Raw genomic sequence first — 25,771 nt, forward strand, 5'->3', positions numbered from 1 at the left:
CAGGCCAGCATGGACAATCCGGCTTCCGCGCCACCAGTCCGTGACGCCGCGCCGTCGGCGCCCGCGCCGGCCGCGGCGCCATCGCTCTACTTCAACCGCGAATTGTCCTGGCTCGCCTTCAACCGGCGGGTTCTGGAGGAGGCGACCAACGAGGCCCACCCGCTGCTCGAACGGCTTCGTTTCCTGTCCATCTCGGGCAACAATCTCGATGAGTTCTTCATGGTCCGGGTGGCCGGGCTCAAGGGCCAGCAGCTCGAAGGCGTCGAGGAACGCTCGGCAGATGGCCTGACCCCGTCGCAGCAGCTCGTCGCCATCGCGCGCGAGGCCGACGCGCTCACCGCCGCTCAGCAGGACGTGTGGTCGACCCTGATGGGGCTGCTTCGCCAGTCGGACATGGCGGTGCTCGCCGCCGACGAGATCGGCGCGGAGGAGGGGGCCTGGCTCGATTCCTATTTCACCGAGCAGGTCTATCCGGTGATCACCCCCCAGGCGATCGACCCGGCCCACCCGTTCCCGTTCATCCCGAACAAGGGCTTCTCGCTGATCCTCGATCTCCAGCGGGTCGCCGACGGCGAGCCGATCCAGGAATTGCTGATGGTGCCGGCGACTTTGCCGCGCTTCATCAGGCTTCCGGGCGAGGCTGAACGCTACGTCGCGATCGAGACTCTGATTCGGCGGCAGATCGGCACGCTTTTCCCAGGCTACACCCTGCTCGGCGGCGGCGCCTTCCGGATCATCCGCGACAGCGACATCGAGGTCGAGGAAGAGGCCGAGGACCTCGTCCGTTTCTTCCGGACCGCGATCAAGCGCCGCCGCCGCGGCCGGGTCATCCGGCTCGAGCTCGGCGCCGACATGCCGGAGAACCTCACCGAGATGGTCCGCGACGGCCTCAATGCGACCGACGCGCTGATCTATGAATCGACCGGCTTCCTCGGCGTCAGCGACCTCGAGCTGCTGGTCGACGCCGACCGTCCCGATCTCAAGTTCACGCCGTTCACGCCGCGCTTCCCAGAGCGGATCCGCGAGTTTGGCGGCGACTGCTTCGCCGCGATCAAGGCCAAGGACATCATCGTCCACCACCCTTATGAGAGCTTTGACGTCGTCGTGGCCTTTCTCCGCCAGGCTGCGGAGGATCCCGACGTCGTGGCGATCAAGCAGACGCTGTATCGCGCGGGCAAGCAGTCGGCGGTCATCCGCGCCCTCATCGACGCCGCCGAGGCCGGGAAATCCGTCACTGCCGTGGTCGAGCTGAAGGCGCGCTTCGACGAGGAGCAGAATCTGCTGTGGGCCAACGCCCTCGAACGCGCCGGAGTCCAGGTCGTCTACGGCTTCATCGAGTGGAAGACCCACGCGAAGATGTCGCTCGTGGTAAGACGCGAAGAAGGCGGGCACCGCACCTACTGCCACCTCGGCACGGGTAACTATCACCCGGTGACGGCGCGCATCTACACCGACCTCAGTTACTTCACCGCCGATCCCCGGGTCGGCCGGGACGTCGCGCACATCTTCAACTACATCACCGGCTATATCGAGCCGCAGGAGCTGGAGCTCCTGTCGATGTCGCCGCAGCGGCTGCGCAAGGACGTCACCGCGCTGATCGACCGCGAGATCCGCAATGCCAAGGCGGGCAAGCCGGGCGCGATCTGGGCGAAGATGAATTCGCTGGTTGATGCGCCGCTGATCGACAAGCTCTACGAGGCGAGCCGAGCCGGGGTGGAGATCGAGCTGATCGTGCGCGGCATCTGCTGCCTCAGGCCGGGCTTGCCGGAAATCTCGGAAAATATCCGGGTGAAGTCGGTTCTGGGGCGTTTCCTGGAGCACAGCCGAATCTGGTGCTTCGGCAACGGCGAGGCGCTGCCGAGCCGCAAGGCCAGGGTCTATATCAGCTCCGCCGACTGGATGCCGCGCAACTTCGATCGCCGCGTCGAATACGCCGCCCCGCTCGAGAATGCGACGGTCCAGCGGCAGGTGCTCGACCAGGTGATGGTCGCCAACATCATCGACAACGAGCAGAGCTGGCGCCTCAACGGCGACGGCACGTACAGCCGGGTCCGTCCCGGCCGCGGCGAGAAGCCGTTCAACCTACACCATTATTTCATGACCAATCCGTCGCTCTCCGGCCGCGGCGCGGCGCTCAAGACCGGCGGCAAGGGGCCTCAGAAGCTCCAGCTCTCGCGCGGCGCCTGACCAGGAATGTCTGTCCGCAAACCGGTCGCGACGATCGACATCGGGTCGAACTCCGTCCGTCTCGTCGTTTATTCGGGGGCGACTCGCGCGCCGTCCATCCTGTTCAACGAGAAGGTGATGGCGGGGCTTGGCCGTAACATCGACGAGACCGGCAATCTGTCGCCGGAGGCCCAGCAGCGCGCCCTCGCCGCGATCGCGCGCTTCCGCCTCATCGTCGACAATATGGGCGCTGCCCGCACCCGCATCTTCGCCACTGCGGCGGTGCGCGAGGCAGCCAACGGCCCCGGCTTCCTCGACGAGGTGCGCCGGCTCGGCTTCGACCCGCTGGTCCTGTCGGGCGAGGAGGAAGCGCGCCTCGCGGGGCTCGGCGTCATTTCCGGATCGCCGGGCGCGGACGGGATCGTCGGGGACCTTGGCGGCGGCAGCCTGGAATTGGTCGACATCGGCGACGGCGAGGTCAGGCGCCGGACGTCGCTGCCGCTCGGCGTGCTTCGGCTCGTCGCGATTCGGGACAAGCCCGACGCCGCGCTTCTGCGCCGAATCTGCCGAATCCTCGAGCAGACCCATTTCCGCGAGTCGGCGGTTGGCCGGCCGTTTTACATGGTCGGCGGGTCGTGGCGCTCGCTGGCGCGGCTCGACCTCGCGTTCACCGGCCACCCGTTGCCGGTCATTCACCAGCACGTGATGGATCCGGGCCGCCCGAAGGCCTTGCAGCGCCACCTTTCCCGACTTGCCGTGCGCGAGGCGAAGGAGACCGGAATCACGGCCGCGCGCGTGCCGGTTCTCCCCCACGCCAACCTGCTCCTGCGCGCGGTCGTCGACACGCTGCGACCGAGCATGCTGGTCTCCTCCGCCTTCGGCGTGCGCGAGGGGCTGCTCTACGACGATCTCGACGAGGAGACGCGCCGGCTCGACCCGCTGATCGAGGAAGCGCGCGAGGCGGGGGAGGAGCATGGCCGTTTCCCCCAGCATGGCGCCCGGATCGATCGCTGGATCGCGCCGGTCTTCGACGACACGCCGGCGAGCGCGCGCATCCGCCTCGCCGCCTGCCTGCTGTCGGACATCGCCTGGGCGGCTCATCCCGATTTCCGCGCCGAACGCGGAATCGACATGGCGCTTCATGGCGACTGGGTGGCGATCGACGCCCCGGGCCGGGTCATGCTCGCCCAGGCGCTCTTCGCCAATTTCGGCGGCAGCGGCTTTCCCTATCCCGCCATGGCGGCCCTGTGCTGGGAAGGGGCGCTGAAGCGCGCCCGCCAATGGGGCCTCGCCATGCGCCTGGCGCAGAGGCTCAGCGCGGGCGTCGAGGCGCCGCTGCGCGACAGCTCATTGCGCATCGAGGGAGACGAGCTGGTGCTTCGCCTGCCGACCCGCGACTCGGCCCTGCTCGGGGAAGTCGTCGAGCGGCGGTTGAAGGCGCTGGCGACGTCGCTCGACAGAAGGCCGCGTGCGCTGCTGATCTAGCCGCAGTTGAAGCCGGTCACCACGATGGCGGCGTCGAGCATGATGTTGAGCCGGTCCAGCCGGTGATCCATCGTCACCATGTCGCCCGGCCTGATCCAGCGGATCGTGCGCGAATTGGAGATTCGCATCGCCTCGGTGCCGAGCCGCTGGGTCGCCGGCTGGCCGACCAGGCTGCCGAGATTGGCCGTGCTGCAGGCGTAGCGCGGATCGTCATTGGCCGGGATATCGTCGTTGACCGTCTCGCACCCCGCCGCCGCCAACAGGGCGAATGCCACCACCACGTTACGCATCTTGTTCCTCCGTCCGCGTCATCACCAGCTTGCCGCGCCGGACCGCGAAGGCAAGCCGCCCCTCGACAAGGTCCAGCGCGTCGCGGCCGAATTCCTCGAACCGCCAGCCCTGGAGGATGGCGAGGCCATTACGCTTGCCGGCGGCGAGCTGTTCCAGCTCCTCCGAGCGCGCCACCAGCCGCGCCGCGACGTTGCTCTCGCGGGCGCGGATCTTGAGCAGCAGCTTCAACAGGTCGGCGACCAGCGCGCCTTCCTTGCCGAGCGCAGGACCGCGCTCGTCGCGGGCGGGCATTTCGGCGGGGGAAAGCGGCTGGGCGGCGGCGAGCGCGTCCATCAACCGGGTGCCGATGTCGTTGCCCTTCCAGGCCGGCGAAAGGCCGCGCACCCGCGCTAGCGCCTCCTGGTTGACGGGCGGATGCATGGCGATGTCGGCCAGCGTCTCGTCCTTCATGATGCGGCCGCGCGGCAGGTTCTTCGAGCGCGCCTCGATCTCGCGCCACGCCGCAAGCGCCTTGAGGCGGCCAAGCACATCGGGCTTCTTGCTGGCGATCTTCACCCGCTTCCACGATTCCGAGGGGTCGTTGAGATAGTTGGTCGGGTCGGCGAGCCGCTCCATTTCCTGGTCGAGCCACGCGCCGCGGCCGGTCCGCCGCAGCCGGTCGAGCATCTTCGGGAACAAGGTCGCGAGATGGGTGACGTCGCCGATCGCATAGTCGATCTGGCGTGCGTCGAGCGGCCGGCGGCCCCAGTCGGTGAAGCGGGCGCCCTTGTCGAGATGCTTGCCGAGCAGGCTCTCGACGAGGTTCTGGTAGCCGACCTGCTCGCCGAGTCCGAGCGCCATCGCCGCGATCTGGGTGTCGAACAGGGGATGCGGCGTGCTTCCAGTGAGGTTGAAGATGATCTCGATATCCTGGCCGCCGGCATGGAAGACCTTGAGGATATTCTCGTTGTTGACGAGCAGGTTGAGCAGCGGCGTGAGGTCGAGATCCGGGGACTTCGGATCGATCGGCGCGGCCTCCTCGGACGAGGCGACCTGGACCAGGCACAGGTCGGGCCAGTAGCTGTTCTCGCGCATGAACTCGGTGTCGACGGTGATGAACGGCGCGGTCGCGAGGCGCTCGCACAGGGCCGTCAGTTCGTCGGTCGTGGTAATCAACGGGTGAATAAGCATCGCGCGCTCATAGGGAGCTTGGCCGCGGCTGAAAACTGCCTCGCTCAAGGATTGGACATATTCCTGTGAGCGGGTAGGGGGAGCGCCGATCCCAACCACCAATATCTACTCTGACAGGGCGATGAAAATGCACGCGTACCGGACCCACAATTGCGGCGAGCTCCGCGCGAGCCATGTCGGCGAGTCCGTCAAGCTGTCCGGCTGGGTCCACCGCAAGCGCGACCACGGCAATCTGCTCTTCGTCGACCTGCGCGACCATTATGGCCTCACCCAGATCGTGGTGGAGACGAGCGACGCGGCGTTCGCGGCCCTGGACACGGCGCGCACCGAATCGGTGGTGACGGTCGAGGGCAGGGTCGTCGCGCGTGACGCCGAGGTGGTGAACCCGAACCTTCCGACCGGCCATATCGAGATCCACGCGACCGGAGTCACCGTCCAGTCGGCGGCGCAGGAGCTGCCGATGCCGGTGTTCGGCGACCAGGAATATCCCGAGGAGATCCGGCTCAAGTACCGCTATCTCGACCTTCGCCGCGAGCGGCCGCACGCCAACATCCTGCTCCGCAGCCAGGTGATCAGCTCGATCCGCCGGCGCATGATCGAGCAGGATTTCGTCGAGTTCCAGACTCCGATCCTGACCGCGTCGAGCCCCGAGGGCGCGCGCGACTATCTCGTCCCGAGCCGGGTCCACCCGGGCAAGTTCTACGCGCTCCCGCAGGCGCCGCAGATGTTCAAGCAGCTGATCATGGTCGCGGGCTTCGACCGCTATTTCCAGATCGCGCCCTGCTTCCGCGACGAGGACGCCCGCGCCGACCGCAGCCCGGGCGAGTTCTACCAGCTCGACTTCGAGATGAGCTTCGTCACCCAGGAGGACGTGTTCAACGCGATCGAGCCGGTGCTCGCGGGCGTGTTCGAGGAGTTCGCCAACGGCAAGTCGGTCACCCCGGCCGGCCAGTTCCCGCGCATTCCCTACAGGGAATCGATGCTGAAATATGGCAACGACAAGCCGGACCTCCGCAACCCACTGATCATCAAGGACGTCACCGAGCATTTCCGCGGATCGGGCTTCGGCCTGTTCGCTAAGATGGTCGAGACCGGCAACGTCGTCCGCGCCATCCCCGCGCCGGGCACCGCCGAGAAGAGCCGCAAGTTCTTCGACGACATGAACGAGTGGGCGCGCAGCGAAGGCTTTGCCGGCCTCGGCTACGTCACCCAGAAGGGCGGCGAGCTCGGCGGCCCGATCGCCAAGAATCATGGCGAGGAGGGCATGCGCAAGCTGATCGCCGAATTGGGCCTCGGCCCCGACGACGGCATTTTCTTCGCCGCCGGCAAGGAGAGCCAAGCGGCCAAGCTCGCCGGTCTCGCCCGCACCCGAGTCGGCGAGGAGCTCGGCCTCATCGAGCAGGATTCCTACAAGTTCTGCTGGATCGTCGATTTCCCGATGTACGAATATGACGAGGAGGCGAAGAAGGTCGACTTCTCGCACAACCCGTTCTCGATGCCGCAGGGCGAGCTCGAGGCGCTCGAGACCAAGGACCCCTTGGACATCCTCGCCTTCCAATATGACATCGTCTGCAACGGCGTTGAGCTGTCGTCGGGCGCGATCCGGAACCACCGCCCGGACATCATGTACAAGGCGTTCGAGATCGCAGGCTACACCAGGGAAGATGTCGACACGAACTTCGCCGGCATGATCAACGCGTTCAAGTACGGCGCTCCGCCGCACGGAGGCTCGGCGCCGGGCATCGACCGAATCGTCATGCTGCTCGCCGACGAGCCCAACATCCGCGAGGTCGTCCTCTTCCCGATGAACCAGCGCGCCGAGGACCTGATGATGAACGCGCCGAGCGAGGTCACCGCCAAGCAGCTCAAGGAGCTTCACATCCGCGTCGTTCCGCCGGCCGGCACCAGCACGACGAAGGATCCGGCCAAGACGGTCGCCCCGGAATGACACACTTCCCTCCCGCTTTCGGGAGGGCGCCGGGTGGACCGGTTGAGGATGAAGCGGGCGGGGAGTACCCCCACCCCTGACCCCTTCCGCGGGCGGAAGGGGAGGGACCGCACATGACCATCGACCTGTCCGATTACGAAGCCGGCGGCGAATATCAGGGCGACTATGGGTCGGACCTGGCCGATCTCCAGGAGCGCATCGCCCGCCTGCTGGTGAGCCTGCACCTACACGGCCGCCGGGCGATCGTCGTCGCCGAGGGCTGGGACGCGGCGGGCAAGGGCGGGGCGATCCAGCGCATGACCGCCAAATGCGATCCGCGCCACTACAAGGTGTGGCCGATCGCGGCGCCGAGCGAGGGGGAAAAGGCCCGCCACTATCTCTGGCGCTTCTGGAACCGGCTGCCGCGCGACGGCGAACTCGCGATCTTCGACCGCAGCTGGTACGGCCGAGTCCTCGTCGAGCGAGTGGAAGGGCTGGCCGGGGAGGACGCCTGGCGCCGCGCCTATGACGAGATCAACGAGTTCGAGGCGCAGCAGATTTCGGACCGGACCTTGATCGTCAAATTGTTCTTCCACGTCACCGAGCAGACCCAGCGCAAGCGAATCGAGGCGCGGCTGGGCGACCCGTGGAAGCGCTGGAAGGTGACCGCGGAGGATTTCCGAAACATCCGCCGGCGCGACGACTATCTGGCGGCGATGAAGGACATGTTCCGCGAGACCGACACCCGCTGGGCGCCGTGGACGGCGATCGACGCCAACGACAAGAAGGCGGCGCGCATCGCCGCGCTTGGGGCGGTGGCCAAGGCGCTTGCCGGCCACGTCCCGGCCAAGCCGCCGAAAGTCCGTCCCGAAATGGAACAGGCGGCGCAGGATTTTCTGGAAGGCCGCGGCGGAAGCGCTTGAAAAGGCGCGGTCGGAGGCGTTTGGTTAACGGCGAAGAGCCGCACCGCCTGGAGCCCGCCCATGCGACACACCGCTTTCGCCGCGCTCGCCCTACTCTTGCTGGCGGCCTGCACGACCTACGACCGCTACGGCCATGACCGTCCCCATCATCGCGGCGGCTGGGACTATCGCGACGACGAGTGGGCCGGTCGCTGGGGCGGTGATGGCCTCGACCGGCTCGATCCGTGGCTCGAGGATACCGAGGAGGGGCGGGAGATCGTGCACCGCCAGCTCGGCCCGCGCCCGTGGGGCGGGGTGTCGGTGCGCGATCTCAACATCAGCTTCCGCCGCTCGGCCGACGCCAATCGCGACATGCGCCTGACCGACGGCGAGATCCGCCTCGCTCTGTCGCGCTGGGCCGATTACGGCGGGCGCTAGGGCGCCGGATAGCTGATCGCGACCACCTCATATTCCTTGTCGCCGGCGGGGAGGCGGACCAGCCGCGTGTCGCCAACCGCGGCGCCACGGATCGCCATCGCCATCGGCGAGTAGAAGCTGATACGTCCAGCGCCGGCGTCGGCCTCGTCCTCGCCGACCAGGGTCACGACGCGCTCATTGTCGTCCTCGTCGGCGAGGGTGACGGTCGCCCCGAACCACGCCCGCGCCTGGTCCGGCTGGCGGGCGGGGTCGGTGACCTTGGCCTGCTTCATCCGCCGGGCGAGGAAGTTGATCCGCCGGTCGACCTCGCGCAGCCGCTTGCGGCCATATTGGTAGTCGGCATTCTCCGAGCGGTCGCCATTGGCCGCGGCCCAGGCGATGGTCTCGAGCAGCTTGGGCCGCTCGCCGCCGAACAGCGCCTCATATTCCTCGCGCAGCGCTCGGTAGCCGGCGGGGGTGATGTAGTTGGGACGGTCTGACATGGCTTCAGCTAGGACAGAGGCGCATCTCCCGTCACCCTGAACTTGTTTCAGGGGCCATTCGGCCGACTGCACCGCGGCACGCGGATGGATGCTGAAACAAGTTCAGCATGACACAGTGCGCGTGTCGCGCTCGGCTGTTTAGCGCCGCCCGAGATAGTAGCTCAGCCGCGCGTTGGCCGGGCTGCGCGCCTGCTGCGGGTACATGAGGTCGTAGACCACCGCATTCTCGAGCACGCGCTGGACGTAATTGCGGGTCTCGGTGAACGGGATCCGCTCGATCCACTCGACCATGTCGACCCCGGGCGTGCGCGGATCGCCATTTTCGCGGACGAAGCGGCGGGCATTGCCCGGCCCGGCATTGTAGCTCGCGATCGCCAGCGGGTAGCTGCCGCCCCACTGGTCGAGCAGGCTGGCGAAATAGGTCGAGCCGAGGAGGACGTTGAAGTCCGGGTCGCTGGTCAGCCGGCTGAGCGAGTAGGACTGGCCGAGTTGGCCCGAGACCTGCCGCGCCGTCGCCGGCATCAGCTGCATCAGTCCGCGCGCCCCGGCCGAGCTCACCGCCTCGCGGTCGAACAGGCTCTCCTGGCGGGTGATTCCGTGGACCACCGACCAATGGCGGTTGTTCGCCGGCGGCACGCGCAGCTCGGGGAAGCCCCAGGCATGGACGTCGGCGGCGCCCTGGCGGCGCGCCTCGCGCGAGACCAGCACGCCGAGGTCGCGCCGGCCGACCTGGCGGCCGAGCTCGGCGGCGAGCTGGCGGTGCGCGTCGTTGTCGAGGTCCTCGGCGAGCGCCCGGACGAACAGCGACTGCTGGGTCCAGCTGCCGCGCTGGCCGAGATAGCGCACGGCGGCGACGAGCGGCTTGTTGTCGAACGACTGGCGGTCCGCCGCGCTGATCGCGACGCTGCCCGACGGCGGCGAGCGCAGCGGCTGGCCGATCCGCTCGGCCGAGAGCTGGCCGTAAAACTGGTCATAGTGGCGCGCCGCCTCGGCGAAGAGCGCCCGGGCCTGCGGCTCACGGCCGGCATTGCTCGCGGCGCGGCCCGCCCAGTAGAGGCCCTTGGTCTGGCTCTGCGGCGACTGCGAGGCGCGGCCGTAGCGCTCGAACATGCCGGTCGCCTCGGCGGGCTGGCGCAGACTGCGCAGCGCGGTCGTCCCGGCGAGCCAGGTGAGGTTCGTGAACTCGTCGCGCTCGCCGAAGCTTTTGGCGCTGACGTCGGTGCCGGCCGGGTAAAGGTCGTCGACCTGGGACGCGATGTTGTAGGCGATGCTGTGCTGGCCGTCATTGGCCGCGCCGCGGGCGAGGCTGACCATCAGCTCCATGAACTGCTCGGGATTGCCCGGCTGGCGGTCGAGGTTGCGCCGCTGCGCCATCAGCCGCCGCGCCTCGCCGGGATTGCCGGTGCGGACGAGATAGCGGGCCCGGTCGTAGAGCAGCCCGGGGTCGCGCAGGCCGGCGGCCGAGGAGAGCGCCACGGCGCTGGGCGAGCGCGCCTGGAGGGCGAGGCGGGCATCGTAGATCGGCCGCCGCGCCGGCGAGCCGTAGCTTAGCATGCGCGTCGCCGCCGCCTGCTCGCCTTCGTTGAGCAGGGCGTCGATGCGCCGGTCATGGTCGGCGGCGGTGAGCTGCGGCCCGAAGGTGGCGAGCATGCGCTGCTCGAGTTCTGCGGCGAAGGACCCGGCCGCCCAGGCGCGCCTGGCGGCGTCCGAAGCCTCCTGCGGGCGGCCCTGCGCGCGCAGCGCCAAGGCGTGAAAGGCGTGGCCGGTCGCGGTCAGCGGCGGGAAGGCGGCGAAGAAGCGCACGACCTCGCTCGCCTGGCTGATCCCGGGCGAAATCTGGCGCTCGGCCGAGCGGCGCATCGCGTCCTCGCCGGGCCAGCCGCGATGGCGCAGGAGGAAGCTCGAATAGCTTTCGAACGGCGCGGTCTGGGTCTGCCTGAGCGCGTTCCACTGGTCGATGCTCGAGCCGATATAGGCGGCCGGCGGCTGGACGACCGCAGCGACCGGATCGTGGCCGGATCCGCCAAGGCCGAGGGACAAAACGGCACCGGCCGACAGCGCGGCCAAGGCAACTTTTCTACGCATGCTGGACAGAATGTCCTCCCGCTCCTTATCAGCCGCTGAACACGGGGCCCCGCGCCCCACAAACCCTGCGGCATCTACGAGGTCGTAGGGGCGACGTTGGGAGGGTTCCATGTTCCGTGGCTCGATACCGGCTCTGGTGACGCCTTTTCGCGGTGAAGCGTTTGACGATGAAACTTTCCGGGCCCACGTCGAGTGGCAAATTACCGAAGGGAGTCATGCACTTGTCCCGATCGGTACGACCGGCGAACAGGCCACGCTGGATGTCGACGAGCAGCGCCGGGTGATCCGAATCGCGGTCGAGCAGGCCGCCGGGCGGGTGCCGGTCATCGCCGGCTGCGGCTCCAATTCGACCCGGACCGCGATCGATCACATGAAGGCAGCGGCCGATTTCGGCGCGCGCGCCGCGCTGGTCGTCGTGCCTTATTACAACAAGCCCAACCAGGACGGCATCTACGCCCATTTCGCCGCCTGCGCCGAGGCGTGCCCGCTGCCGATCGTCGTCTACAACGTGCCGTCGCGGACTGTGGCGGACATCGGTATCGAGACATTGGGGCGCCTCGCGAAGATCCCGACCGTCGTCGCGATCAAGGACGCGACCGGCAACCTGGCGCGAGTCACCGCCCAGCGCCTCGCCTGCGGCACCGATTTCGCCCAGCTCAGCGGCAATGACGACATGGCATTGGGCTTCAACGCGATGGGCGGCGTCGGCTGCATCTCGGTCACCGCCAACGTCGCGCCCAAGCTTTGCGCGCAATTCCAGGAAGCGACCCTCAAGGGCGACTGGAAGAAGGCCCTCGAGCTCCAGGACCGCCTCTACCCGCTCCACGCCGCCCTGTTCAGCGACGCCTCGCCGGGCCCGACCAAATATGCCCTGAGCCGCCTCCGCGACTTCCCGATTGACCTCCGCCTGCCGATGACCCCCCCGTCAGAGGCCAGCCGCCGCGCGGTCGACGCGGCGCTGGAGCATGCGGGGCTCTAAGGACATCCGTCATGCCAGCGAAAGCTGGCATCTCTGCTCGGCTGGTCGGGGAAGGCTGCGGTGGTGAAAGGCGGCTGGACCTATGTCATGACCAATAGGCCACGCGGCGTGCTCTACATTGGCGTGACAAGCGACCTGGTCGAACGGGTCGAACAGCATCGGCGAGGGGCAGGCTCGGCCTTCTGTCGCAAATATGGCCTCAAGACTCTCGTTCTCGCGGAGGAGCACGCGACCATTGACGAGGCGATTGCGCGCGAAAAGGCCATGAAGGCCTGGAAGCGAGCGTGGAAGGTCGAACTGATCGAACGAGCGAACCCGGAGTGGCGGGACCTCTTTGGTGTGGTGTAGCGGAGGGAGACCCCAGCTTTCGCTGGGGTGACGGTTGCGGGGGCTGGCGTCGGCTTCCTGCCAGCCCTATCTCCCCGGCCCATGGCCCGCCCGCGTCCCACTGCTTTCGACAAGAAGAAGATCGTCGCCGAGAACCGGCGCGCTCGGTTCGATTATGCGATCGATGAGGTCTACGAGGCTGGGATCGCGCTGACCGGGACCGAGGTGAAGTCGCTTCGCTTCGGCGAGGGGTCGATCGCGGAGAGCTATGCCGAGGTCAAGGAAGGCGAGATCTGGCTGATCAACGCCAACATCCCCGAGTTCAGCCACGGCAACCGCCACAACCATGAGCCCAAGCGACCGCGGAAGTTGCTGCTCAACCACCGCGAGATCAGCAAGATGTTCGGCGCCGTCGCGCGCCAGGGCATGACGCTGGTGCCGCTGTCGGTCTATTTCAACGGCAAGGGGCGGGCGAAGGTCGAGCTCGCGCTGGCCAAGGGCCGCAAGGCGCACGACAAGCGCGAGTACCAGGCCGAGAAGGACTGGAAGCGCGAACAAGGCCGCCTGTTAAGGGAACATGGGTGATTTACGATTATAAGTCACCGGCGCATAATGCGGGGGTGATCGGGCGTTCGGGTGAAATGCGGATAGCGAAGTACCGTTTTGCCGAACTTGCCCTCTTGTCGGCTTGCTTCGTCGCGCCTTCCGCCCGTTTCACGGAAGGCCGGTGGACCCTGGATCGAGTCCGGGGCGACGGAATGACCCATGCGTGACCGCCTCGCCCGCCTGATTCGCGACAACACGCCGACCCGCGAGCAGATGCAGCAGTCGAAGCTGGTGAGCCGCTTCGCCGGCCGCGCGCTGCACAGCCAATATTGGCGCTTCACCCGCCGGTCGGTGCCGCGCGGCGTCGGCGTCGGCATCCTCATCGGCATCTTCCTGATGATCCCGGGGCTTCAGATCGTCGGAGCGACTCTCGTGTCGCTGCCGCTGCGGGCCAACGTGCCGCTCGCCGGCGCGATGACCTTCCTCAGCAATCCGGCGACGACTCCGTTCATCCTGCTCGCGTCGATCTGGACCGGCAACCAGCTCGGCTTCCATGCCGACATCTCGACCTTCCAGGCCCTGTCCGCGCGCGGCGCCGGGTTCAGCGAATGGATCGGCTGGCTGCTGTCGGACGCGGCGCCGGCCCTGTTCGCCGGGCTGTTCATCATCGGCGCGGCGGCGGGCCTCGTCGGTTATCTCGTCGCGGGCTGGATCTGGCGGGTGCGCATCGCCCGCAAGTGGCACCGCCGCCAGGAGCGCCGCCGGGAAGAACAGGCCCCGGAGCCGCTCCAGGCCTGAATCTTCGGCTTGCGCCCGGGCGCGTCTGCGCATCAGGTAGGGTATGGCAAGCGTCGTCGCGGAAAGGGGATTCGCCGGGAAGGCACGGACTGGGCCGTCGCTGGCCCTGTTCGTCGCCGGCGCTCTGGTTTCCAGCGCTATCCTGTTGTGGGCGGTGCGCGACCCGCTGTTCGCCGCGGCCTTCCTCGGCGGCACCATCGCCACCGGCGGAATCCTCGCCCTGCTGGTCGGGACCGGAGGACGGGCCGAGACGGCGGCGGTCGAGGCCGAGGACGAGGCGCTCGACCCCAATCTGCTTCGCGTCGTGCTCGACGGCGCGGGCGGCGGCAGCGCGGCGCTGGCGATCACGTCGGCGTCCGACCTCGAGCTGTTCGCCGCCAACGACAGGTTCAGCCGGTGGTTCGGCGCCCCCGCGAGCATCGGCGAGCTCGCCGACGGCGTCGAGGACCCGCGCCAGCTTCACGACGCCGCTGCTCTGGCACGCGCCGAGGGCAGTGCGGTGGTCGCGTCGATGATGCTGGCCGGCGCGCCGATGCGAGTGAAGGCGCGGCTCGCCGGCGCCACCGCCGGGCACATCGTCTGGCGGTTCGATCGCGCGGAGGATGTCGATCACGCCGCCGAGGCGAAGCGGATGGTGGCGGGCGCCGCCGGCGGACGGCTGGGCGAGGCGGGCATCATGGCCGTGCTCGCCGATCCGGGCGGAACGATCCTCGCCGCCAACCAGGTCTTCGCCGTGCGCGCGACTGGCGAGACCGGCGAGGACGTGACCGGCGCTCAGCTCGTCACCTTCCTGTCCGCGTCGAGCAGCGGCCAGTTCCACTTCACCATCGAGGGGCGCGGCGCGACTCCGCTGCGCATCATCCGGGTGCCGGTCGAGGACAGCGAGGACGGTCTCGCCATGTTCCTGATGCTCGACGAGCTCGGCTTTTCCGGCGCGAGCGGCGAGGAGGGGGTGCACGTCCTGCTCGAGCATATTCCGCTCGGCCTCGCCCTCGCCGACATGGACGGGCGCTTCACCTTCCTCAACCGCGCCTTCCGCAAGGCGGCCGGCCTTGGCCCGCAGGAAGCCGTCGCCTGGCCCGGCGACCTCGTCGTCGAGGAGGACAAGGGGGCGGTCTCCGACTTTGTACACCGCTACGCACGCGGCCGCGGAGTCACCGGCGACCTCGCGGTGCGCCTGCGCTCGAACCCGGAGGAACCGGTCGCGCTCACCGTCGCCGGAGCGCGCGGGCTCGGCAACGCGGCGGTGCTGATGAGCCTCAAGGACAATAGCGAGGAGGCCCGGCTCAAGCGCGAGATCGCCCAGGCGACGAAGATGCAGGCGGTCGGCCAGCTCGCCGGCGGCGTCGCCCACGACTTCAACAACATTTTGACCGCGATCCTCGGCACCTGCGACCTGATGCTGATGCGGCATCTGCCGGGCGATCCGGACTATGACGACATCCACCAGATCCGGAGCAATTCGAACCGCGCCGCGAACCTGACGCGCCAGCTGCTTGCTTTCTCGCGCCAGCAGACCTTGCGGCCGCAAGTGCTGCAGCTGCCCGACGCGGTGTCGGAAGTGTCGCACCTGCTCAACCGTCTGCTCGGCGAGACGGTCAAGCTGCACGTCAAGCACGGCCGCAACCTCGGCGCGATCCGCGCCGATCCCGGCCAGCTCGAGCAGGTCATCGTCAACCTCGCGGTCAACGCCCGCGACGCGATGCAGTCGAAGGGAGAGGGCGTCGGCACCCTCAACATCGAGACCTTCGCGGTGTCGTCGGACGACGTGCGCCGGATGGGCACCGACATCCTGCCGATCGGCGACTATACCGCTCTGCGCGTCACCGACACCGGCACCGGGATTCCGCCGCACCTTCTGTCCAAGATCTTCGAGCCCTTCTTCACCACCAAGGAAGTGGGCAAGGGCACCGGTCTCGGCCTCTCCACCGTCTACGGCATCGTCAAGCAGTCGGGCGGCTTCATCTTCGCCGATAGCCAGATCGGCGAGGGGACCAGCTTCACCATCTATCTGCCGGTCCACCAGGCCGCTGCGGCCGAGGAAGCGCCTAAGCCGAAGCTCGCCAAGGAGACCCAGAATGGCGACTGGTGGGGCAGTGGCACTATTCTCCTGGTCGAGGACGAGGCGGTGGTGCGCGCGGTGGCCGAGCGCGCGCTCACCCGCCACGGCTACACCGTGCTGGTCGCCGAGAGCGGCGAGGAGGCGCTCGAGATCCTCAGCCGCGAAGGCGAGGTCGACCTTATGGTCTCCGACGTGGTCATGCCGACGATGGACGGCCCGACCACCGTCCGCCACGCCCGCGAGAGCCGCCCCGACCTGCCGATCCTGTTCATTTCCGGCTATGCCGAGGAGCAATTGCGGAAGTCGATCGACATCGAGAATGTCGCGTTCCTGGCCAAGCCCTTCTCGGTTCAGCAACTTGCCGAAACCGTGCGCGACACCTTGCGTGCCAAATAGGTCTTTTCCTTTCCGAAACAGACGTTAACTCACGCGGACATGAGTGAAGCGCGCAGCATCCTGATCGTCGAGGACGAGCCTCTCATCGCGATGATGCTCGAGGATTTTCTCGACTCGCTCGGCCACAAGGTCGTCGCGAGCTGCGACTCGGTGTCCGACGCGCTCGCTCATGTCGAGCAGGGCGGGTTCGACGTCGCGATCATCGACGTCCAGCTCAAGGACGGCGAGAGCGTGTGGCCGGTCGCCGACAAGCTCGCTGACGCCGGAACGCCTTTCGTCATCGCCACCGGCGGTCATGTCGAGCCGCCACCCGCGGCCCATGCCGACGCGCCGACGCTGACCAAGCCCTACACGATCGATTCGATCGAGCCGGCGATCGCGGAGGCGATGGCCCGCTAGGCCGTGAACCGCCGGCCGAGACGGATGCTCGCCTTCCTGCTCATCCCCGTCGGCCTGTACCTGATCGCCGCCGTTGCGGCCTATGTAAGCCAGACTCGGCTGATTTTTCCAAACTGGGCGGTTCCAGCCGCTGGCCCGCTGGCCCCGGGTGTCGAACGCCTCACCCTCGACCGGCCCAATGGCGACCGGCTCGAAGGCATCTATATCCCGGCACGGCAGCATGGCGGCGACGGCACCCTCCTTCTGCTCTTTTCGGGCAATGCCTCTAACGCCCAGGCCTTGGCCGAGCATTTCGCGAGCATCTATCCCGAGCATCCGCTCGCTGCCTTCCATTATCGCGGATATGCGCCGAGCACCGGCACGCCGGGCGCCGCCGGCCTGATCGAGGACGCCCCGGCGATCCACGACCTGCTCGTCCAACGGTACAGTCCGAAGCGAGTCGTCGCGATCGGCATCAGCCTAGGCAGCGGAGTCGCCGCCCAGCTCGCGGCGCAGCGGCCGCTTGCCGGCCTCATTCTCATCACCCCGTTCGATTCGCTGGGCGCGATGGCGCGGGAATCCTATGCCTGGCTGCCGGTCGCGCTGCTGTTCAGGCACGAGATGAGCTCGGTCGAGGCCCTCGAGGACGTGCCAATTCCGGTCGCGATCATCGCTGCCGGACAGGACACGCTCATCCGCCCCGCCCGCACCGACGCGCTCAGGGCCGCGATTCCCAACCTCGTGTTCGACCGCGTCTTCCCCGCGGCCGGCCACAACGACATCCTCGCCCAGCCCGGGATCGAGGAGGCGATGCGCGCGGCCCTGGAAGCGGTGAGGCTCCCAGCGGCCTGAGCGAGGGCAGCGACGGCAAATCCATTTTTGTTCTTCCTATCCGTTTCCTACTTGTTCCTATAGAACAGATGCGGTACAGAAGCCGTCATTGATCGCGCAACGGCGACGCTCTAACGGGAGGAACAGGCCATGGCGGCATCACTCAAAGTCGTTTCCGAAGGATCCCCCCTCAACGTGGACAGGCAGAAGGCTCTCGAAGCAGCGCTCGCGCAGATCGACCGCGCGTTCGGCAAAGGCAGCGCGATGCGCTTGGGCTCGAAAGAGGCCATCGACATCGAGACGATCTCGACCGGCTCGCTGGGCCTCGACATCGCGCTCGGCATCGGCGGGCTGCCGCGCGGGCGTGTCGTCGAGATTTACGGACCGGAAAGCTCGGGCAAGACCACCCTGGCGCTTCACGCGGTCGCCGAGGCGCAGAAGATGGGCGGCACCGCCGCCTTCGTCGACGCCGAGCATGCGCTCGACCCGGTCTATGCTAAGAAGCTTGGCGTCGACATCGACAATCTGATCGTCTCCCAGCCGGACACCGGCGAACAGGCGCTCGAGATCGTCGACACGCTGGTGCGCTCGAACGCGATCGACATCCTGATCGTCGACTCGGTCGCCGCGCTCGTCCCGCGGGCGGAGATCGAGGGCGAAATGGGCGACAGCCATGTCGGCCTCCAGGCGCGCCTGATGAGCCAGTCGCTCAGGAAGCTCACCGGCTCGATCTCCAAGTCCAAGTGCCTGGTCATCTTCATCAACCAGCTGCGCATGAAGATCGGCGTCATGTACGGCAATCCGGAGACCACGACCGGCGGCAACGCTCTGAAATTCTACGCCTCGGTCCGCCTCGACATCCGCCGCACCGGCCAGATCAAGGACCGCGACGACATCGTCGGCAACTCCACGCGGGTGAAGGTGGTCAAGAACAAGCTCGCGCCGCCGTTCAAGCAGGTCGAGTTCGACATCATGTACGGCCAGGGCGTGTCCAAGGTCGGCGAGGTGCTCGACCTCGGCGTCAAGGCCGGCATCGTGGAAAAGTCGGGCGCCTGGTTCAGCCACGACTCGGTGCGGATCGGCCAGGGCCGCGAGAACGCCAAGCAGTTCCTCACCGACAATCCCGAGCTGTTCGCCAAGATCGAAAAGGCGATCCGCGGCCGCACCGGCGAAGTCAGCGAAGCTCTGATGACCGGCGGCGCCGACGACGAGGCCTGAGGGAGGGGCCGGGAGAGGGGTTGTTCGGCAAGGCCGGCGCCCCTCTTTTGGTATGTGGTTCAGACCGGCCGTGTGGTCACTTCCTGAACGTCGATCTCGGCCTCGTCGTGCGAGTCGCGGCAGGGCTGGCGGTTGGCCCAGAAGGCGACCGCCAAAGCGAGCGCACCGCACGTGGTGAAGCCGATCAGGAACGGGATGGTCGTCCCGTTGAAATTCTGGCCGATGATGAAGCCGATCGTCGCGCCGCCCATCGTGGTGATCGCGCCCTGCACCGAAGAGGCGGTGCCCGCGACATGGCCGAGCGGCTCCATCGCCAGAGCGCCGGCATTGGCGCCGATCATTCCGAAATAGGCCATGGTCGCGGCCTGGAAGGTCACGAAGATCCACAGTTCCTCGCCCAGGGCCGCGGCGAACAGGAGGTGGGCGGCCGCCACCGCGGTGAAGCAGGACAGCGCAGTCAGCAGCAGCTTGCGCGCGCCCAGCCTCATCACCAGCCGCGAATTGGCGTAGGAGCTCAACGTCATCGGCCCGGCGATGCAGGCGAAGACGAGGCCGATCAGCTCCGGGCGCGCGAACACGTCGAACACGATCTGCTGGATCGAGTTGATGAACGCGAACAGCGCGCCCATCAGCAATGTCTGGGCGATGGTGTTGCCGATCGACTGGCGGATCCGCACCGTCGTCCATACCGCCTCGCCGATGCTTCGCGCCGATAGCGGGCGCCTGTTCTCCGGCGCCAGCGTCTCGGGCAGGCGCAGCACCAGCCACAAAGCGAGCACCGCGCCATAGACTCCCAACACGATGAAGATGTGCCGCCACGTCGCGATGGCGAGGATGCCCTGGCCGAAGGTTGGCGCCAGCACCGGCACGATCATGAACACGATCATCGTGATCGACATGATCCGGGCCATTCCGGATCCCTGGTAGCGGTCGCGCACCACCGAGATGACGAGCACCCGAGTCGCGGCGGCGGCTACGCCCTGGAGGAAGCGCGCGCCAAGCAGCAGCTCGAAGCTGGAAGCGAGCCCGGCGAGCAGGCCGAATATCCCGTAGAAGGCGAGCGCGCCGACCATCAGCCATTTGCGCCCGAACCGGTCCGACAGCGGCCCGTAAGCGAGCTGAGAGATGCCGAAGCCGAGCAGGTAGACGGTGATGACCAGCTGGCGGCGATTGTCCTCGCCGACGCCGAGCGCATCGCCGATCGCGGGCAGGGCCGGAAGCATCGAATCAATCGCCAGCGCATTCGACGCCATCAGCGCCGCCATCAGGGCAACGAACTCGGCCATGCCCGGCCCGCGCCAGCCGCGTTCGGCGGCCGCGCCGCTCGTCATCGTCTCTGGTCCGCGCAGCTTTTGCATGGCAGGGCCTTGGTTGACGCGGCGGCGCAAGACAAGTTCCGTTTTGTTTCGCCACCAGCCGGGGAAGCGCGATGATCGTCGTCCACCATCTCGAGAACAGCCGTTCGCAGCGGGTGCTGTGGATGCTGGAGGAACTCGGCCTGGACTATGAGATCCGCCGTTACGAACGCGATCCCAAGACCATGCTCGCGCCGCCGGATCTCAGGAAAGTCCATCCGCTCGGCAAGTCGCCGGTCATCGAGGATCATGGCCGGGTCGTGGCCGAGACAGGCGCGATCGTCGAATATCTCGTCGAGAAGGGCGAGGGGCGGCTCGGCCCGCCGGCGAACCGCGCCGCGGTGCTGCGCTACCGCCAGTTCCTCCATTATGCGGAGGGCTCGCTGATGCCGCTGCTGTTCACCACGCTCGTGCTCGGCCGCGTGCCCATGCTGGGCAAGACGGCGCAGAAGAAGTTCCGGCCGATGATCGAGCCGCACCTCGACTGGCTTGAGACGGAGCTTCAGGAGCGGCCCTGGTTCGCCGGCGACGAGTTCAGCGCCGCCGACATCATGATGAGCTTTCCGCTGGAGGCCGCGCGCAGCCGCGCCGGACTCGATGCGCGGCGCCCGGCGCTGGTCGAATGGCTCGAACGGATACACGCCCGCCCGGCCTATCAGGCCGCGCTCGCCAGGGGCGGCCCCTACGCCTACGCCTGAGCCGCGCGCCTAATTGCCGCGGGGCGGGGTGCTTTGCGGCTGCTCTTGCTGAGGCGCGAGCGGCTCGCCGCGCGGGGTGAGCCTGTCCGGAAGGCGTTGGATCGGCGGCCGTTCGGGGATCGGGCGGCAGCCGGGCCGTCCGCGGTCGGCGCCTTCGCAGTCGAGCTGCGGGCGAGTCGCCGCCGGCGGCTGCTGGTTCCAGCGATTCGGCTGTTGCGGCGTGACGCTGTTGCCAGGCGGAGCTGCCGTGCCGGGCGGTGTCACCGGGGCGGTGACGTTGCCCGTCTCCGGCACCGGCATCGGAACCGTTTCGTTGATTTCCGGCGGCATCAGCATGTCGGGCGGCAGGATCTGGTTGATCGCGGGGTCCGGTCCCAGCGGCACCGGCGCGAGCGGCTGTTGCGGCTGCGCGGTCTGCATCTCGAGCTCGTTGACCCGCGCGCGCAGTTGCTCCCGCTCGGCGACCAGGCCGCGCACCTCGAAGAAGGCCCAACCAGTCACCCCCACCGCGAGCAGGGCGGCCAACACCTGCACGACCAGCAGCGCGCGCGCCGCGGACACGAAGGCGGCGATTCGGTTCCCGCTCATCGCCGGCTCGCCTGCATGGTGCGGCCGAGCACGAAGGCGGAAATGGCGAGCAGGGCCAGGGATATGGCCAATGCGACCACGCTGATCAGGCCGAGCGCCGCCGCGCTGAGCAGGTTGCGGACTGCGAGCAGCACGCACAGCGCGACCAGCAGGGTCGCGGCGAGGCCGGCCCAGCCGAGGATGGCGACCCGCCCGAAACCCTGCAGCCGGTCCTCCGTCCGCTGGACGATCTCGACTCCGCCCGCCTCGATCGCCGGCTCCATCGCGGGGAGGGCGTCGCCGCGGACTCGTGCGTAGAGGCGGCTTTGCAGCTCCGGCCATGGCACCTGGTCGCGAGTCCCGCCCCAGGCCCGGAAGTCGAGAAAGTTGATCATCGTGAAGGGTAAGGGCAGCCGCGCCCCGTCGAAGCTGAGCTGGACCAGCTTGCCGGCGTCGAGCGCGGCATTCGCCTCGGCTCGGACCCACAGCGAATCATGCGCCGCTTTCGACCAGGCGACCACGACGCAGCGCGCCGCGTCGATCTCGCGCTCGATCACCAGCCCGTAATCGTCGCCGGCGGTCAGGCGCTGGTCCCACCACAGGCTTCGGCCGCTTGCCTCGATCCCTTCGGCGACGGCCGTCGCGCGCCCCTGGTCGGGGCGGGCATAAGAGAGGAAGCAGTCAGCCATCGACTTAGGTCTAGCAGCCGCGCCCGACCGTTGACAAATGGCGGCAAAGGTGGACGCATCCGCCGCACCAAAACACAAGGGGAACGACGTGGGTGAACCGGTAAAGACCAAGGGCGGCATCTCGCTGCAGATGCAGATGCTGATCGGCTTCCTGGTCGGCCTCGGCGCAGGCCTCGCCGTCTATGCCGGGGCGCGGGACGCCGCCTGGGTGGATACCGTCACCACCTATGTCACCAACCCGATCGGCCAGATCTTCCTTCGGCTGATCTTCATGCTGGTGATCCCGCTGCTGTTCTCGGCCCTGGTGGTCGGCATTTCCGAGATGGGCGAGATCCGCTCGCTGCGCCGGGTCGGCCTGCGCACGCTCGCCTATACCGTGATCGTCTCGTCGATCGCGGTGGCGGTCAGCCTCATCGTCGTCAACCTGCTCCAGCCGGGCGCGGGCGTCGACCGCGCCGCGGCCCAATCGATGCTCGCCGAATCCAGCGAGCGCGCCAGCCAGATCGTCCGAACCGGCGCCGAGCAGCCTAGCGGCATCGACGCCTTCATCACCCTCGTCCCCAACAACCTCATCGAGGCGATGGGCAGCAACGCCTCGATCATCTCGGTGATGATCTTCGCCTTGTTCTTCGGCATCGGCCTGATGCTCACCGACACGCCGAACGCGCGGCTGCTTCAGCGCGGCTTCGAAGGCCTGTTCGACGTCACGATGAAGCTCATCCTCATCGTCATCAAGCTCGCTCCGATCGCCATCGCCTGCTTCATGTTCAATCTCGCCGCGGTGTTCGGCTGGGACCTGCTCATTCGCCTGTCGGCCTATGTCGGGGTCGTCCTGCTTGCGCTCGGCATCCAGATGTTCGTGGTCTTCCCGGCCTTGCTCGCGACGCTCGGCCGCAAGAACCCGATCGCCTTCTTCCGCGAGACCCAGGAAGCCACCGTCATGGCCTTCTCGACGGCCTCGTCCAACGCGACTCTGCCGACCGCGCTGCGCGTCGCCGACGAGAAGCTCGGCCTGCCGCGCCGCGTGTCGCGCTTCGTGCTGACCATCGGCGCCACCGCCAACCAGAACGGCACCGCGATGTTCGAGGGCGTGACGGTGATCTTCCTCGCCCAGTTCTTCGGCATTGAGCTGAGCTTGGGCCAGCAGATCATGGTCATGCTGGTCTGCATCCTCGGTGGCATCGGCACCGCGGGCGTGCCGGCGGGTTCGCTTCCGGTCGTGGCGCTGATCCTGGCGATGGTCGGCCTCGATCCCGCCGCGATCGCCCTGGTGCTCGGAGTCGACCGCTTCCTCGACATGTGCCGGACCACTCTGAACGTGATCGGTGACCTCGTCGCCGCCCAGATCATCTCCGCGGGCGAGCCGAAGGACGAGGTTGTAGCGCCGCCACTCGCCGCGGAGGCGCCGCTCCCGGAGCGGGTGACGCCTTAAGCAGGATCTTCCCTGTCCCGGCGAAGCCGGGATGGGGAGGAACGTCAGGCCGGCTCGAGTTCCTTGTGGACGACCTTGTCGGCGAGGTGGCCGTTGAGCTCGGCCAAATGGTCGAACTCGGATTCGTAGCTCGCCAGGCCCTGGCTCAGCGACCTCAGCTCGGCGTCGAGGCCCTGCATCTCCGCCTCGGGGATCAGCGCCTCGATCCGGTCCCAGCGCGACCAGCCGTCGCGCGGCTCCATGCCGAGCATCTGGCCGCGCCGGCTGGCGATCGCCGAGGTCACTTTCGACGAGGCGCTGCCCGGGGTCGTGATCGTCACCCGCCGCACCGGCTCGAGCAGGTGGGGCGAGGCGGCGGCGAGCGCTTCGCTCATCGCGACCCGGCCCGCCGTGCGGAACGCGACCTCCGACGAATCGACGCTGTGGTAGGAGCCGTCGACCAGGGTCACCGCGACGTCGACGACCGGGAAGCCGAGCGGCCCCTTGACCATCGCGTCGCGGATGCCCGCCTCGACCGCCGGGAACCATTGCTTGGGCACGACGCCGCCGCTGATCTTCTCGTTGAATTGGAAGCCGTCGCCGCGCGGCAGAGGCCGCACTTCGATGACGACGTCGCCGAACTGGCCGTGGCCGCCCGACTGCTTCTTGTGGCGACCGCGCTGGGTGACGCTCTTGCGGACCGATTCGCGGTAGCCGACCTGCGGCAGCCGTGAGGTCACCGCGACTCCATAGCGGTTCTTCAGCCGGTCGATCGTGACCCGAATATGCTCGTCGCTGACTCCGCGCAGGCGGGTCTCGTGGACCGCTTCGTCCTGTTCCCAGGACAAAGCCGGGTCCTCCTCGACCAGCTTGTGAAGCGCGGTCGACAGGCGGACGTCGTCCTTGCGCTCCTTGGTCGCGATGGCGACGGCATAATTGGACCGGTCGAGCTCGATCTCCGGCGCCGGCGGCAATTCGCCGCTGCCGATCCAGTCGCCGGCGGCGACGCCGTCCAGCTTGGCGATTGCGACGATGTCGCCCAACCGCCCCTCGGCGGCCTTGACGACCTTGTCGCCCTGGACCTGGAAGATCGTGCCGATGCGCACCGGCTCACCGCCCGCGGTGGCCAGCTCGGCGCCCTCCCTGAGCGCGTCCCCAAAGATCCGGGCGAGAGCGAGGCGGCCCATCGCGCCGCCATGGCTGGTCTTGAACACGAAGGCGCACTGGCCTTCCGCCAGCAGCCGCTCGGCGGTCGCCTCCGGCCCCGGTGCCTCGTGGCGAAGCGCCTTGAGCAGCCGCCGAACGCCGAAGCCCTTGAGCGCCGATCCGAACAGCACCGGCACGCCGAGGCCTCGCCCGGTCTCGTTGGCGAGGTCGGCATATACCGTCTTCGGATCCGGCTCCTCGTCCATCAGCAGCGCTTCCATCAGCGCGTCGTCATGGTCGGCGAGCTGCTCCAGCATGTGGAAGCGCGCAGATTTCTCGCGCTCCTTGAGGTCGTCGGGGATCGCGCCCTGTTCGGAGGCCTGGCCGGCGCGATAGTGGAACGCCCGCTCCAGCGCCAAATCGACGAAGCCGCTGATCTTGTCGCCGTCACGGATCGGGATCTGGCGAGCGATGAGCGGCGACGCGCTCATCGGCTGAAGCGCCTCGAGCAGCGCCTGGATCGAGCCGCGCGCCTGGTCGATCTTGTTGACGAAGATGAGGTGCGGCACGCCCAGCGCCTCGAGCTTGCGCAGCGCCGGCTCGGCGAGATGGGCGCGCTCCGGCTCGGGATCGATCACCACGATGGCAAGGTCGCAGGCCGCGATGCCGCGCGCGCCGTCGGCCGAGAAGCCGATCGAGCCCGGGCAGTCGGCGATCGCGAAGCTGTCGCCGAGATAGTCGAAACGCATCAGATTAAGCTCGGTCGAGCCGCCGCGGGCCCGCGCCTCCGCGCTCGAATCGCCGACGCTGGTCTTGGCGTCGACGCTGCCCTGGCGGTCGATCGTGCCGCTTGCAAAAAGAAGGGCCTCGGCAAGGCTGGTCTTGCCAGCCCCGCCAGGCCCGACGAGCGCCACGGCTCTTGTAGCACCGGATCTGTCGGGCATGATCGTCTCCTTCGTCCGCTGGCGCGGTCCGCGAAGAAGACGCGGGGGCGCCTCTCAAACCGAAGCGATCAGGCTCTACCTGTGCGCGGCAAAGCGCAAGGGGCTAATCGCCGGACCGACCGAGATAGGCGATCAGGTCGGCCCGCTCCTGGACATCGGTGCGCACGAAGAAGCCCATGTCGGTACCCGGCGCGACCGCTTCGGAATCGGCGATGAAGCGGTCGAGCAGCTCGGGCGTCCAGCGGGGTTGCCGTGCGGCGAGCCGGCGCAGCGCTTCGGAATAGGGATAGGCGGGGTCGCTCGCGACCGGCTTGCCGACGATGCCGTGAAGCGACGGGCCGTTGGCGCTCTGCCCGGGCTCAAGGCTGTGGCAGCCATAGCATTTCACATAGGCCCGCTCGCCGCGCCGCGGGTCGCCCTCGGGCAGCGCCGCGGCGCCCGCCGCGGCCAGTCCCGCGGCGGCGGCCAGGGCCAGCTTCA

24 protein-coding genes are annotated in these 25,771 nt (G+C 68.0%); 15 read left to right on the forward strand and 9 right to left on the reverse strand.

Going from position 1 to position 25,771, the window contains the following annotated elements; all coding sequences use genetic code 11:
- The first annotated feature begins 9 nt into the window (after positions 1-9).
- Positions 10-2,187 carry an RNA degradosome polyphosphate kinase gene (locus tag G7B71_RS08655; RefSeq protein ID WP_166039922.1) on the forward strand — a complete coding sequence of 726 codons (2,178 nt, stop codon included), beginning with the start codon at positions 10-12 and terminating at the stop codon, positions 2,185-2,187.
- 6 nt (positions 2,188-2,193) lie between these two features.
- On the forward strand, positions 2,194-3,651 hold the full coding sequence (locus tag G7B71_RS08660) for a Ppx/GppA family phosphatase (RefSeq protein ID WP_166039924.1): 1,458 nt from the start codon (positions 2,194-2,196) through the stop codon (positions 3,649-3,651).
- Here the strand turns inward: G7B71_RS08660 and G7B71_RS08665 are convergent.
- Together G7B71_RS08665 and rnd are read right to left on the reverse strand one after the other, a co-directional pair.
- Positions 3,648-3,941: an I78 family peptidase inhibitor gene (locus G7B71_RS08665; RefSeq protein ID WP_166039926.1), complete on the reverse strand. Its 294-nt coding sequence runs from the start codon at positions 3,939-3,941 to the stop codon at positions 3,648-3,650. The two genes, G7B71_RS08660 and G7B71_RS08665, sit on opposite strands and share 4 nt — an antisense overlap.
- A complete protein-coding gene (gene rnd / locus G7B71_RS08670) occupies positions 3,934-5,112 on the reverse strand; it encodes a ribonuclease D (RefSeq protein ID WP_166039928.1) in 1,179 nt (392 codons plus the stop codon). Before rnd ends, G7B71_RS08665 begins: the two co-directional genes overlap by 8 nt.
- A 127-nt stretch (positions 5,113-5,239) precedes the next feature.
- On the opposite strand from rnd, the gene aspS reads away from it, so the two are divergent.
- The 3 genes from aspS (at position 5,240) to G7B71_RS08685 (ending at position 8,379) form a co-directional block, all read left to right on the forward strand.
- Positions 5,240-7,060: an aspartate--tRNA ligase gene (aspS, locus tag G7B71_RS08675; protein ID WP_166039930.1), complete on the forward strand. Its 1,821-nt coding sequence runs from the start codon at positions 5,240-5,242 to the stop codon at positions 7,058-7,060.
- A 113-nt stretch (positions 7,061-7,173) separates the two neighbouring features.
- Positions 7,174-7,962: a polyphosphate kinase gene (locus G7B71_RS08680; RefSeq protein WP_166039932.1), complete on the forward strand. Its 789-nt coding sequence runs from the start codon at positions 7,174-7,176 to the stop codon at positions 7,960-7,962.
- A gap of 60 nt (positions 7,963-8,022) precedes the next feature.
- The gene (locus G7B71_RS08685) at positions 8,023-8,379 is read left to right on the forward strand and encodes a hypothetical protein (protein ID WP_166039934.1); all 357 of its coding nucleotides are present in this window, start codon (positions 8,023-8,025) and stop codon (positions 8,377-8,379) included.
- On the opposite strand, the gene G7B71_RS08690 is transcribed toward G7B71_RS08685, so the two are convergent.
- Complete coding sequence (locus G7B71_RS08690; RefSeq protein ID WP_166039936.1) at positions 8,376-8,861, reverse strand: GreA/GreB family elongation factor; 486 nt, start codon at positions 8,859-8,861, stop codon at positions 8,376-8,378. The two genes, G7B71_RS08685 and G7B71_RS08690, sit on opposite strands and share 4 nt — an antisense overlap.
- A gap of 138 nt (positions 8,862-8,999) precedes the next feature.
- Positions 9,000-10,946 carry a lytic transglycosylase domain-containing protein gene (locus G7B71_RS08695; RefSeq protein WP_166039938.1) on the reverse strand — a complete coding sequence of 649 codons (1,947 nt, stop codon included), beginning with the start codon at positions 10,944-10,946 and terminating at the stop codon, positions 9,000-9,002.
- A gap of 109 nt (positions 10,947-11,055) precedes the next feature.
- Here G7B71_RS08695 and dapA point away from each other — a divergent pair, with 109 nt between their 5' ends.
- The 8 genes from dapA to recA all read left to right on the forward strand — a co-directional run bounded on the left by dapA (position 11,056) and on the right by recA (position 18,481).
- Positions 11,056-11,925, forward strand: a complete 870-nt coding sequence (dapA, locus tag G7B71_RS08700) for a 4-hydroxy-tetrahydrodipicolinate synthase (RefSeq protein ID WP_166039940.1) — start codon at positions 11,056-11,058, stop codon at positions 11,923-11,925.
- A 60-nt stretch (positions 11,926-11,985) separates the two neighbouring features.
- Complete coding sequence (locus G7B71_RS08705; protein WP_243406173.1) at positions 11,986-12,273, forward strand: GIY-YIG nuclease family protein; 288 nt, start codon at positions 11,986-11,988, stop codon at positions 12,271-12,273.
- Between the two features lie 81 nt (positions 12,274-12,354).
- The gene (gene smpB, locus G7B71_RS08710) at positions 12,355-12,837 is read left to right on the forward strand and encodes an SsrA-binding protein SmpB (RefSeq protein ID WP_166039942.1); all 483 of its coding nucleotides are present in this window, start codon (positions 12,355-12,357) and stop codon (positions 12,835-12,837) included.
- Positions 12,838-13,017: 180 nt separating this feature from the next.
- On the forward strand, positions 13,018-13,596 hold the full coding sequence (locus G7B71_RS08715) for a DUF2062 domain-containing protein (protein WP_166039944.1): 579 nt from the start codon (positions 13,018-13,020) through the stop codon (positions 13,594-13,596).
- Between the two features lie 43 nt (positions 13,597-13,639).
- A complete protein-coding gene (locus tag G7B71_RS08720) occupies positions 13,640-16,054 on the forward strand; it encodes a PAS domain-containing sensor histidine kinase (protein ID WP_166039946.1) in 2,415 nt (804 codons plus the stop codon).
- 39 nt (positions 16,055-16,093) lie between these two features.
- Positions 16,094-16,453, forward strand: a complete 360-nt coding sequence (locus G7B71_RS08725; protein ID WP_166039948.1) for a response regulator — start codon at positions 16,094-16,096, stop codon at positions 16,451-16,453.
- A gap of 3 nt (positions 16,454-16,456) precedes the next feature.
- A complete protein-coding gene (locus G7B71_RS08730; protein WP_166039949.1) occupies positions 16,457-17,284 on the forward strand; it encodes an alpha/beta hydrolase in 828 nt (275 codons plus the stop codon).
- A gap of 129 nt (positions 17,285-17,413) precedes the next feature.
- Positions 17,414-18,481 carry a recombinase RecA gene (gene recA / locus G7B71_RS08735; protein WP_166039951.1) on the forward strand — a complete coding sequence of 356 codons (1,068 nt, stop codon included), beginning with the start codon at positions 17,414-17,416 and terminating at the stop codon, positions 18,479-18,481.
- Positions 18,482-18,540: 59 nt separating this feature from the next.
- On the opposite strand, the gene G7B71_RS08740 is transcribed toward recA, so the two are convergent.
- Complete coding sequence (locus tag G7B71_RS08740; RefSeq protein ID WP_243406174.1) at positions 18,541-19,839, reverse strand: multidrug effflux MFS transporter; 1,299 nt, start codon at positions 19,837-19,839, stop codon at positions 18,541-18,543.
- A gap of 71 nt (positions 19,840-19,910) precedes the next feature.
- On the opposite strand from G7B71_RS08740, the gene G7B71_RS08745 reads away from it, so the two are divergent.
- On the forward strand, positions 19,911-20,534 hold the full coding sequence (locus G7B71_RS08745) for a glutathione S-transferase (protein ID WP_166039953.1): 624 nt from the start codon (positions 19,911-19,913) through the stop codon (positions 20,532-20,534).
- A gap of 9 nt (positions 20,535-20,543) precedes the next feature.
- On the opposite strand, the gene G7B71_RS08750 is transcribed toward G7B71_RS08745, so the two are convergent.
- Positions 20,544-21,122 (reverse strand): hypothetical protein, encoded by a 579-nt coding sequence (locus G7B71_RS08750; RefSeq protein ID WP_166039955.1) that lies wholly within the window; start codon positions 21,120-21,122, stop codon positions 20,544-20,546.
- Positions 21,119-21,790 (reverse strand): toll/interleukin-1 receptor domain-containing protein, encoded by a 672-nt coding sequence (locus G7B71_RS08755; RefSeq protein ID WP_166039957.1) that lies wholly within the window; start codon positions 21,788-21,790, stop codon positions 21,119-21,121. The genes G7B71_RS08750 and G7B71_RS08755 overlap by 4 nt, the downstream gene beginning before the upstream one ends.
- A gap of 136 nt (positions 21,791-21,926) precedes the next feature.
- Between G7B71_RS08755 and G7B71_RS08760 the strand changes: the two genes are divergently transcribed.
- Entirely contained in the window at positions 21,927-23,222 is a 1,296-nt protein-coding gene (locus G7B71_RS08760) for a dicarboxylate/amino acid:cation symporter (protein ID WP_166039975.1), read from the forward strand.
- 44 nt (positions 23,223-23,266) lie between these two features.
- Here the strand turns inward: G7B71_RS08760 and G7B71_RS08765 are convergent, their stop codons facing one another.
- Entirely contained in the window at positions 23,267-25,291 is a 2,025-nt protein-coding gene (locus G7B71_RS08765) for an elongation factor G (protein ID WP_166039959.1), read from the reverse strand.
- Positions 25,292-25,394: 103 nt separating this feature from the next.
- A partial coding sequence (locus G7B71_RS08770) for a c-type cytochrome (RefSeq protein WP_166039961.1) occupies positions 25,395-25,771 on the reverse strand: 377 nt, incomplete at its 5' end.

The sequence above is a fragment of the Sphingosinicella sp. YJ22 genome (assembly GCF_011320075.1).
Classification (GTDB): domain Bacteria; phylum Pseudomonadota; class Alphaproteobacteria; order Sphingomonadales; family Sphingomonadaceae; genus Allosphingosinicella.